The organism is Trichocoleus sp. ST-U1, from assembly GCF_039961835.1.
In the GTDB taxonomy this organism is placed as follows: domain Bacteria; phylum Cyanobacteriota; class Cyanobacteriia; order Cyanobacteriales; family FACHB-T130; genus FACHB-T130.
In genome coordinates, this window is record NZ_JAMPJZ010000126.1 from 1 (window position 1) to 11,368 (window position 11,368).

Annotated in this window: 10 protein-coding genes and 1 pseudogene; all 11 read right to left on the minus strand. The window is 41.8% G+C overall.

Features of this window, described 5'->3' with window-relative positions; genetic code table 11:
- On the minus strand, window positions 1–1,331 hold a 1,331-nt coding region (gene asnB / locus NDA06_RS25235; RefSeq protein WP_348251909.1), incomplete at its 3' end, for an asparagine synthase (glutamine-hydrolyzing).
- Between the two features lie 5 nt (window positions 1,332–1,336).
- Window positions 1,337–2,485: a glycosyltransferase gene (locus NDA06_RS25240; RefSeq protein ID WP_190985143.1), complete on the minus strand. Its 1,149-nt coding sequence runs from the start codon at window positions 2,483–2,485 to the stop codon at window positions 1,337–1,339.
- A gap of 19 nt (window positions 2,486–2,504) precedes the next feature.
- Window positions 2,505–3,659 carry a hypothetical protein gene (locus NDA06_RS25245; protein ID WP_190985142.1) on the minus strand — a complete coding sequence of 385 codons (1,155 nt, stop codon included), beginning with the start codon at window positions 3,657–3,659 and terminating at the stop codon, window positions 2,505–2,507.
- Window positions 3,644–4,759 carry a glycosyltransferase gene (locus NDA06_RS25250; protein ID WP_190985141.1) on the minus strand — a complete coding sequence of 372 codons (1,116 nt, stop codon included), beginning with the start codon at window positions 4,757–4,759 and terminating at the stop codon, window positions 3,644–3,646. The genes NDA06_RS25245 and NDA06_RS25250 overlap by 16 nt, the downstream gene beginning before the upstream one ends.
- The gene (locus NDA06_RS25255; RefSeq protein WP_190985140.1) at window positions 4,756–5,583 is read right to left on the minus strand and encodes a class I SAM-dependent methyltransferase; all 828 of its coding nucleotides are present in this window, start codon (window positions 5,581–5,583) and stop codon (window positions 4,756–4,758) included. The genes NDA06_RS25250 and NDA06_RS25255 overlap by 4 nt, the downstream gene beginning before the upstream one ends.
- Window positions 5,580–6,425: an FkbM family methyltransferase gene (locus tag NDA06_RS25260; protein ID WP_190985139.1), complete on the minus strand. Its 846-nt coding sequence runs from the start codon at window positions 6,423–6,425 to the stop codon at window positions 5,580–5,582. The genes NDA06_RS25255 and NDA06_RS25260 overlap by 4 nt, the downstream gene beginning before the upstream one ends.
- Window positions 6,426–6,460: 35 nt before the next feature.
- Entirely contained in the window at window positions 6,461–7,549 is a 1,089-nt protein-coding gene (locus NDA06_RS25265) for a glycosyltransferase (protein ID WP_190985138.1), read from the minus strand.
- A gap of 224 nt (window positions 7,550–7,773) precedes the next feature.
- Window positions 7,774–8,463 carry a class I SAM-dependent methyltransferase gene (locus NDA06_RS25270; protein WP_190985137.1) on the minus strand — a complete coding sequence of 230 codons (690 nt, stop codon included), beginning with the start codon at window positions 8,461–8,463 and terminating at the stop codon, window positions 7,774–7,776.
- On the minus strand, window positions 8,460–9,836 hold the full coding sequence (locus NDA06_RS25275; protein WP_190985136.1) for a lipid II flippase MurJ: 1,377 nt from the start codon (window positions 9,834–9,836) through the stop codon (window positions 8,460–8,462). Before NDA06_RS25275 ends, NDA06_RS25270 begins: the two co-directional genes overlap by 4 nt.
- A gap of 124 nt (window positions 9,837–9,960) precedes the next feature.
- Complete coding sequence (locus tag NDA06_RS25280) at window positions 9,961–10,524, minus strand: hypothetical protein (RefSeq protein ID WP_190985135.1); 564 nt, start codon at window positions 10,522–10,524, stop codon at window positions 9,961–9,963.
- Window positions 10,525–10,549: 25 nt separating this feature from the next.
- Window positions 10,550–11,368: pseudogene (locus NDA06_RS25285) on the minus strand (S-layer homology domain-containing protein); the annotation flags it as partial.

The window sequence follows — 11,368 nt, forward strand, 5'->3', positions numbered from 1 at the left end:
TCGCCTGGGTTCGGATGCTGTAGTTGCGCGGGTAGTAGACTATCAACATAAGAAAAGGCTTGGTTCCACTTATCAGGGGATAAGTTAGTCAATGCATCTGCTGCAACCTGCCTCATCGTTGGCGGTATCCAGCCGATTTGCTGCCAAATCTTGCTAACCAAGAAGTAGCGGTTGTAGCCACCAAAGAGTTCATCCCCTCCATCGCCGGAAAGTGCAACACTCACTTGCTGTCTGGCAAGTTGTGAGACGAGGAAGGTAGGAATCTGGGATGAGTCAGAGAATGGTTCATCGTACAAACTTGGTAGCTTGGGGATAACTGCTAGTGCTTGCTCCGGTGTCACATATAATTCTGTGTGGTCTGTGCCTAAATGTTGGGCGACAGCTTTGGCATAAGCAGCTTCATTGTAAGAGTTTTCATAAAAACCGATGGTAAAGGTTTTCACGGGTTGGCTTGAGACTCGCTGCATCATGGCTACGATAGTCGAGGAGTCGATGCCGCCTGAGAGGAAAGCACCCAGGGGGACATCTGCCACCATTCGTAGCTTGACGGCTTCCTGTAACAACGCCTCTAGTTTTTCTGCTGCTTCCGCCTCTGAACCCGTGAAGGAGTTGGTCACACCTGATTCAGCAACTTGCTTGGCAGACCAATAGGGTACTGCAGAAGAACGAGTTTCACCACCATTCCAGGTTAGGACTGTGGCGGGGGGTAATTTGTAGATGCCTTGGTAGATGGAATAGGGTGTGGGAATATAGTTGTGCCGCAGAAACAGCGCTAAGGCATCGCGGTTAATTTCAGATTGGAAATGGGGATAAGCTTTGAGCGCTTTTAATTCGGAACCGAATAACAAAGTTTTGCCCATCCAGCCGTAATATAGGGGTTTTTCCCCTAGCCTGTCTCGGCACAAGTGCAAAACTCGTTCTTGACAGTCCCACAGCGCAAAAGCAAACATACCATTAAATTGTTGGATGGCTTGCTGCAAACTCCACTCGCTGAAAGCAGCCAGCATCACTTCTGTATCGGAACCACCCCGAAACCGATGCCCTAGCCGTTCGAGTTCTCGCCGCAAGTCTAAAAAGTTATAAATCTCGCCGTTGAATACAATGATGTAGCGCCCATTAACAGACACCATCGGCTGATGTCCTTGTGGGGAGAGGTCTACAATTGCCAGCCGCCGATGACCTAGTGCAATTCCGGCTGCGGCATCTACCCACGCGCCGCCGTCATCTGGGCCACGATGGAGTAGGGCATCGGACATTTTTTGCGCGATCGCCTGCATTTCCAATGCGCTTTTTTGTCTGGATATGTCCCAAAAGCCTGTAATACCGCACATTCACCCTAATTCCTTCTGTTGAGTTGCCCAGTAAGTACAATCTCATACAACTCCTCATACTGTGTCACAACAGAGTCTAAAGAAAAGTGTTCGATGATTCTTGTCCGTGCCAGATGCCCCAGCGTTTCTCTATCCATTGATCCCAGGTCGATTAGCTCTTTCCAGGCATGGGCTAGGGCTTGCGGATCTCGTGCAGGTACAACCCGCCCTGTATCACCCACAATCCAGGCTGAGTCTCCCACATCTGTAACCACACAAGGTACACCGCAGGACATAGCTTCACCAATGACGTTGGGAAAAGCTTCGCTGTAAGAAGAAGAGGAAGCAATATCTAAAGCTGCTGTAATCTGTGGCATATCAGAGCGTTCTCCTAGCAAGTGGATTCGCTCTGTCAACCCCCATGTTTCGATAATATCCTGTAGGGCTTTATTGTCTCGACTGATTTCCCTACCTGCAAGAACAAAATGTATATCTGAGTATGTTTCAAGCAGAGTTGCAGTTGCTTTCAAAAAAGTTGCATGATCTTTAACAGCGTGATAGCGCCCCATTAAACCGATGAGAAATATATTGTCTGCAATGCCTAGTTCAGTTCGTAAGCTATTTCTAGCTTGTAGTGAGGGAGTAAATAAATCTGTATCAAAGCCATTAGGAATTATTCTAGTTTTCTCAGCTTTGTAGCCAAGCTCCTCATGGTGGATTGTGCTGGTTTTAGAGTTATACAGAATTTGTGCGGGATAACTAGAAAGTTTAGCTAATAGTTTAATGATGGCTGCTGTACCTGCTTTTTCGCTGTCTAATGAGTGCAGAGAGTGGCGAATATTCCAGAGTACAGGTACTGGCTGAGGAGCAATAATACCAGCTAATTGTGCTGCTAAATTACCATGATACATCCAGCCTTGAATCAAGTTAGGATTGAGTTCTCGCACAATACTAACCAACCGCCAAATAGAGGTTAAGGTTGGTATTTCTGGTTTCATATCAATAGTGTAAACTGGGATGTTTAGAGATTCGATGCAAGTGTTTAAGCTTCCTCGCTTCCCTAGAGAAATGACAACCGGATCAAACTGCTCTTGATTTATACGAGATAACAAATTGTAGAGCATCATTTCAGCCCCACCAATTGAAAGCCCGGTGATGATAAACAACAATTTCATCTATATTTTGTGATCTTAGCTATGTCAAATGTCCTTTTAACGGAATGCGAGGGGGCTGAATTTTTAAAACTACCCACAAGAAGTGAAACTGTGCCCAAGCAATGATAGGAGTTATCTGAAGCCGCTGACGAGGTCCTTGTAGCTCATAGAAAGCTCCATAAAGAAAAAGGGTTAGGACAAGGTATACGAATAGAAATTTGACTTCCCTTGAACACCGCCAAAGCATCCATCCACCGCAGATAGCAGGGATAAATAATACCCAATGAAGAATAGATGGAAAAAATAGAAAAGTATATTCTGGCTCAATTGACCAAGGTTGAGGCGTTAATGCCATTCTGATTACTCCTAATAGAATAGTAGTCCAATTCTGCTCAAGGCGATTGAAATTATATAGAGTATTTTCTAACCCTAAGAAAAATATAACAAAAATGCTACCAATAGCTGCTAAAAAAAGTAAAATGTATCTACGCCAGCCCTTCTGAAAAAGAGAGAGCCAGATTCCGGTAGCTATCATGATGACGACAGGGACATAAAATCTAATCCAGAAAAAGATAAAAATAACTCCTCCCAAGCCCAATAAATCATAAAATTTAAGCTGTTTTGATAATCTTAAAATTAAGTAGATTGCTATTATAGTAAGAGTCATAATAATAGGATCTTTTAAGTTCAGAAAGGATGACCATGCTACTATTTCCCAGTGAAATAAAGAAAACAGAAGCAGCCCCTGAGCATACTTACGGCTAAAACCACTCAGATGAGCTATACGAAACAGAAAATATCCACTAATAAAAGTAAGAGAAACGTTTAGAAAGACTGGAGAGTAGTAATACTTACCAAATAAATACTGACCGAGTATATTCCACCACCCATAGAGGACATGTCTCCCTCCCGATAGAGACATCAGATTCGACAGACCATCTGGATTGACTAGTGCTGTAATTGGGTTATATCCCAATTGCAGCATTTTGGTTCCTTGAAATTGATAAGTTATGTCATCCAGAAATATCCAAGTACCATCAAGGAAAAAAGCAAAATAAACCAGCGGAATTAAAACTTTGACAAGGGCTGCATAAAAAGCTGTAAAAATTGAAAGATTTCGACTAGCAATCCAGAAGCATAATAATCCAATACAAAAAGCAGCCCTGAGCAAATCGCTGGTTAAACCTTCAGCCACAGTGCTTCCTCTGTTTGCTCTACGAGTTGCTTCACACTAAAATGCTCGACTATACGCGAACGTACATTTAACCCCAAGACACTCTTCTCCCTTTCTAAACAAGCTACCCACCCTAAAGCAAGAGCTTCTGGGTTTTGCTTCCCCACTACCACCCCCGTATCACCTACAATCCAGGCTGAATCTCCCACATCTGTCACCACACATGGGATACCGCACGCCATCGCTTCCCCAATCACATTAGGAAATCCCTCGGTGTAAGAAGAAGAAACAGCCATATCTAGGCTATTATGAACCGCAGGCATATCGGCACGCGCTCCTGCCCAAATAATTTTGTTAGAGATACCTAACTCTTCAGATAGCTGATACAACTCATTAGCATAACTCTCCAGACCTTTACCCACGCAGACAAAGCGTACATTCTCCCACTCTTGACATAGAAGTGCAGCTGCCTTGAGAAAGGTAGGATGGTCCTTCATAGGGTCTAACCGTCCGACTAATCCAATTAATATTGTGTCCTCAGCTATACTCCATTCTGTTCGCACCCTCGCCCTTGCTTCCTTGTCTGGTTTAAAGCGTTCTGTATCGATACCATTAGGAATTACTACCATCTTATCAGCAGGGAAACCATGTGCTAGATGATAAGCTTGACCCGCATGAGAGTTGATAACAATTAGGTCGGCAAAATGAGAAAATAAGCACTCTAGTTTGAATATAAGACGGCATAGCCAGTCATATCGGCTTAAATCAACATTGGATGCTCGAACTCCCCAGAAAATTTTAGTTGATGGAAGAAAAATCTTTAGGAAGATAGTCAGTAAATTTGATGTACTCATAAATCCATACAAGACATTAGGATTTATGCGCTTTACATGATAGATAAGACGCAATAAAAAGCCTACAACGTCCCAGCGATCGCGCTTTTCTAAACAAATCAACTGTATCCCGCTATCTTGCAAATCTTTTTCTAATGCCCCACCAGAGTAGAAGTATAGAACTGTTTTATTGAATTTTTTATTGTCAAGAGCTTTTACAAGAGTGATTAATTGTCTTTCAGCCCCACCGTAATTTAGGGAGCGAATTAGAAAAGCAATCTCAATCATTGCTTTTTAAAGACAAATTGATTGTTGCCTAAGCCACCTCCACAAGTACTCAGGTTTTCTAGCACAAAACTCTTATCGCGGTAAAAATTAAATATATCTTCTGGTTTGGCGACTTCAAATGGATAGCCGCCTAACCAATCAAACCAATCATAAACTCTGGACATACCCCTGGATTTTTTGTACTCGGTATATCGAGCTATAGGATTTCGAGCCTTAAGTATATCTATGCTAAATTCACCTAAAATAAAATAGGGAATGAACAAAGTAGAAACTATAGTTTTTCCTGCTGTTCCTGAACAGTAAAATTGCTTGATTCTGCGCCAACGTTTAGATTTACCACCCTGTTCATTGTAGATAGAAATAAACAACCTACCCCCCTCTGCAACAGGCAAAGTGACATTTTCTATAGCTTGCCACATAGCTCCAGTATGGTGAAGCACGCCCCATGAATAAACAATATCAAACTGACCTAGAGATTTTAAGTAATCTGCGTCTAGAACTGAACCTCGTTCAATAATCCAATTATTATCATCAGGAAAATAGCGGCGTTTGAGTTCTTGCGTACAACCTACTGAATCAGGATCGTAATCAAAAGAATGCACTTTAGCTCCTAAATGACGAGCCGCAAGAGAAAATAAACCGCTACCAGAGCCAATATCAAGAAAGGTTTTACCTTGTAAATTTTCTACTTGCAGCATCTGTTTGAGCGACTTTTGTGCTTTTGCAATGCGCTCATCATTGAGAACTGATAAAAAGCGCTGCCAGTTTTTGCCAAATTGAAAGCGATCGCCCTGCTTCACTTGCTGCTCAAAAGTGCTTTTCATAGCTTCTCCACGCGAACAAAGCTTGTTCTTTGCAAAAATGAGCTTATATCTTTTACTGCTAGCAAATTCTCACATATTTTCGAGACATAGCTCACAGAAACCTCTTGTATTGTTAACTTGTCAACCAGTTTAAAACATCTGAATCCACGATCAACAAGAAACTTAATAATATCTGATGTGCTATATCCAAATTTAACAAAATGAGTTTCATAGGATTCAAAAAAAATACATTCTACCTGATTTACTATTCTATATCCACCATCAAACACAAATTTCTCATATCCCTCTACATCAATCTTTAACAGGTTTATCTCCTGCTCATCAATCGCTAATTCGTCCAGCTTCTTCATGGAAATGGGTATCCCTTTACCGTCTGCCATAACTTGGTTATTTGAATCATCAGATTTATCAGAAAATACTATACTTTTTGAAGTTTCCCCAATAGCATAATTAAATGTTTCTACATTTAATAACCTATTTAATCTTAAATTACCCATAAGATATTGATAAGTTTCGGGGTGCGGCTCTATTGAATAAACCTTACCTTGAGAACCTACTATTAGAGAAGCAAGAACGGTCAAACTCCCAATATTTGCTCCAACATCAATAACCTTGTCACCTTTTTTTAGATAGCTTCTAAAAAAAGACTCTTCTGACTGGCGATCGTCCGGATATATCCACAACGTAGCAGATAAAGCTGATGGGTAAAATCGAAGATAGTAACCATTCTGCTTAACTTTGAAAAATCTACAGATTCCCGACCTCATTAAAACTCTTGATAGCAGAAATTTAAATGGTTTTTTTTGATGAGAAATGATTTTTGCATACTTATTATTAAACATGAAAAATTTTTCCCTAGCGTCTCTAATTTTTAGTTTTATCCCAGGTTGTTCCGTAAAAGCGGTAGCTTTACTTGTACGCTAGAGGCCCATTCCAGAAACAATTTAAGACATTTATCTGCATCATAGTCTTTGCAAAACCTTTCAAATCCAGTACGGGCTATTTTTTCCCTAGCAGAATCGTGTTTAAGATAGAATTTTGCCTTATCTACTGCATCTTCAATATCGTCATAGAAAACCGCCTCTACATTTGGCTTGAATATCGACTCGTGCCATCCATCAGCAGCTTTATCGCAAAGAAGCATCAATCCATGAAAAGGAGCTTCATACATCCGCATATTGCCTGTCTCACGAGGATAGTCGGATAAGTGCATATTTAAGCAAATTTTATGCCTCAAATATAGTTGCCGTCGCTGCTCATTAGTAATACTTCTAACACGGTAAGGGAAAAATTTTCTCCCTCTGATTGGTCCCAAAAAGCCCGCGTAACCTCCTAAAGGCCATCTCCCATAAATCGAAAACTCTTTTCCGGTTCGACGTTTAAATTCAACCAGTCTATCAAATTTAGAACCGTATAAATTTCCTACATAGATAATGCCTCCCATTCTTTCTGTCCAGCTTTGTTGTATTTCTTTGCAGTGTTCAAGGGATACTTTGTTATAAAGCGACAAAGGCCACCAATAATTGATTGGAACACCCCACATAGCCAACGCATCTTTCATTGAAATGCCACAATCGTAACTCGGAGAAACATAAAACGCAGCATCAAATGCCCATAGACTATTAATTCTTCTTTTATAGATTGCCCAAGGATCGTCTATACAACCGTATATTTTAACTGTATTAAGGAAGTTTTTAATTAGCCATTCTGGATGAAAAGGATTAAAAAAAGTTGCAATAATAATATCAACGCCTGCAAATCTTTCAATAAAATCTTCTAACAACTTTTTATATAATTGAATATTGCCAGAGTTTTTACTATTGTTCCGCCACAGAAAATCTAAATTACTACTATTTGCAAATTCTGAAAAAGGCAAATATTTAAGTGGATTAAAATAAGACAGCTTAAATTTATCATCTACAATGTAGTCCTGTTTTTCTTCCCCCATTAAAACGATGTGTTTCATTTAATCCTCCAACCTGCTTAGTAGTAATATAGATTTTTATGTAGTATGCCTTCTTTCACACCCTATCTTCAATCCATCCTATTTTGGAAATTTCAACTAGACAAGATTTTCAGACATAAACACATTTATGCTTAGGAATTTATGCAACCCTTACTAGGCAATGCATTCATGATTTAGATGCTATTGCTCTGCTAACTTAATAGTTTATACCTTTTAAGCGCATATTACACCTTTTGGACGATAAAAAACAAATTAGGATAAGAAATTGGGGAAGCAAGTCTGCCTAAAACCCATCTAATTAAAGATTTTGATTTGTCTGTAATTGACTTCCTCGTAAAATCTGGGAACGCATAAGTTTCTAAGGAGATAATTTCAAAACCAGCATTTTTAAGAGTTACTCTCATCTTAAGTTTGTCAAAAGACTGTAGATGACCCCAGCGATGGAAAACTTTACCGCATTCGGGACAAACTACCTCATTATCTAAAAGATTTTCATTGAAAGGAACCGTTCCAATAAAATATCCGTTTGTTTTTAGCACACGCTTTATTTCCTGCAATCCTAGCTCCAGCTGCTTGTCGTCGAGATGCTCAAGTACTTCAGAAGCAAAGACGACATCAAATAACCTGTCAGTATATGGTATTGCTTCAATGTAACCAACTTGTCCCTGAATACCATACTCTTTGAGCCTTTCAACAGCGGTTTCACATGGATCTAAGGCAAAAGTTTCCCAACCCTGCTCTACACATTGCATCTCAAGCTTACCGTTGCCTATGCCAATGTTCATAACTCTAGGTTGAGCAGCGCGAAATAAACTAAGAGCTTTCTCAAATATAAATTTCAATCTTGGATTCGCTGCGTCAAACCTTTCGATAGCATTAAATTGAAAATACTCCCAAATCTTTTCTTGATTCATACAGACTCTTTTTGCAGATTAATTTTCAAATTATTAGTAACCAAAAGTAATATTCCTGAAAATGATAAGAAATAAACACAGCTAGTGGAAAGGGCAATACCAGCAAGTCCTAGCCATTTTATAAAAACATAATTTAGAAAAACATTAGTAATTAAATTTAAAGCAAATGCCCACATAAGTAGATAACTTTTTTGCATAGATGAAATTAAGGTAATTAAAACAAGATTAGCAATATAAAAAGGTATTTGTAATGAATAAAATGATAAACTTTGAGATACAGTATAGGTGTCTTCATCAGTAAATGCTCCTCGGTAAAATAAAAAATGCACTAGCGCCTTCGAAGATATACATATAAATATTGTGATGGGAATTGTGCTAGCAAAAATGAGCAATATATATCGTTGCAGGGTATGATGAAGACCTAGCCAATCCCTCATTGCAACCATCTTGGAAAAGTAGGGTAAGATAGCTTTCCATAAACCTGCACTCAAGCTTAATATCACTGCAACTATTTTGTTGCTATAACTCAGAGTAGCCACACTACCTGGCGAGAGCATTGCCGCCATTGATTGATCGACTATACTTGTGCTAATCATTAAACAAGCCCCTGCAATCATCGGTGCATACTGACCAGCTACCAGACGCAAGTGAGGCTCAAAGCCATACCACCTTGGAAGCAGTGAAATGTTTTGTCGCTTCAAGGCTGTTCCCAAAAGTGTCATCTCTAATAATGCACCGCAGACTAACCCAATTGCTAAGGCAAAGATACCCCAAGCGCGGCACGTCAATAACAGTATTACACTACAGGTGGGAGTTATAATTGGGGTGAGAGCGGCTAATGCAAACCGCTCTCCCGCATTGAGAACTGCACTCCAAATGACTTGAATTCCACTAAACATCAGAACAGGGGCAATTATCCAGAGTAAGCGGTAAGTTAAATCTAACTTTTCTGGGCTGAATCCTCTAGCAATTAATGGCAGGTAAAACGGAGCAGTTACTACCATTAAAAAAGTAGCGATCGCCAGTAACCCCAAACTCCAAACCATTACCCCAGAAAAAAGCCTTTGAGCGGCTTCTTTTCCTTCTTGTTCCCGCACCCTAATATATGTAGGGATCAGAGCTGCATTAAAAGAGCCAGCCACTACACTGATCAGAAAAGAAGGAACTAGCAAAGCAATTAAAAAAGCATCTATATCATCCCCAGTTCCAAATCGCAAGGCGACAACTAATTCCTTAGCAACACCTGCCACTTTAACTACAGCCGTCCACAGCGCCACCGTAACCGCTGCACCAAAGATTTGGCGGTTGGTCGAGCCACTAGTCAGCTTTTTCCAAGAATGGAGCAGCTTTTGTGCTGCTAGAGTTTGTTTCACCTACACTTAGCTCAAGTTTTCAGCTCGCTGAGCGATTTCATCCCAAACTCCCTGATAGGGACTGATAGTAGCAGCGCTCAACCCCATAGAGCCTCATTAATTGACATCAAATTTGGAAGTACCATTAACCTGCCCCAAAAGCAGCATTTAGCAATGCAGCCAGGACAGATTGAATCGCTAGCAGCTCATCGGGAGGCTCGCTCAAAAATACGCCGCTACTGGAGTTGATGAGAGCATTATATGCTTCCACTGCCGCCGCCAGACGAACCGCATCGACCCTAGCATTTGCGGTTAGCCCTTGCAAGTTGGCAACTACGTTACGAGCCAGGGTTGGATTAATGCCTTCAGTAGCATTCACCAGACCGCTTTCTAGCTGGCTCGCGCTAGCAGCAACATTTCCAGTCCCTGTCAAAACGTTCCCTAAGCTATTATTGGCGGTCTGGGAGTTGACTGAGGCTGCTGCCTGGTTGACAGCAGACGCGATCGCCTCCGTTCTGAAGGCGAGTCTTCCCCGCCCACCTCTATCGGGTATGAAGGCTCCGTTGACAACGTCGCTAGTCGTCATAACCGGCCCTGTGACATCTGAATTGAAGCCTGGAGTCTGGGCAAGCGCTGTTTCCGAAAGCAGAAGAGAAGAACCCAAAGCTAAACCCAGACCGAGATTTACAGAAAGACGTTTGATATTCATGGCTTTTGTTTTGCGAGCAAAGAACTTAGAAAGTAATGCCGTAACCGACGCCCAGGATAAAACGCGCCCCATCACCAGCATTTCCGGTTACATCAGCAAGCGCTGGAGTGATGATCAGCGGTATATTCTCGAATGGAGCGATCGAAGCACCCACATTCAAATCTTGACCGCTCCATTCGGCAATGACCGATATTGGTTGAGCTACGCGCACGCCTATACTGCCAAACGGATTGACAGAATCTCTACCAGCCTCAATATCAGGTACTGAACGAAAGCGACCGCCACCCAGACCCACAGAGGCAGTAACTGAGGGGGAGAAGCCTGCGGTTGTCCGAGATCCTAGTGGGAAAACTTTACTGACGACACCGTAAACGGTGCTGTACCCCGGATCGGGTTCTCCAAATGTCTCGATATTTTCTACCCCAACAGCGACGGCTATGTCATTAGCAAACTGGCGGTGAATCTTGAAGCTGATGCCACCATCTTCAAAGCTATCATCGCCGAAGAGGTCATAGATTGAGATAACTCCTTCTACACCCACGGCTTTGCGAGCATCGCCCACACCAATACCTGCTGCAATTACCCCATCTGCCTTATTGGTGTTGCGGGTTCTTTCTTGGAAGCCCCCTCCGATAAATGCCTGCCCTCGGTCAGCCCCGAAAGCCGTGGGTGTCGTAATACTGGAATTTCCCCCAATTAACCGCCGTAGCTGTTCTACTATCGGGGGTGCAGGAAGTCGATACTGTTGACGCAAGGCTGCAACTTGCTCTGCTGTCAGGGGAGGCGGTGTTGTCGCCACTGGTTCGTAGCCAACCACGTAACGAGCGGCAACATCCGTTGGGGG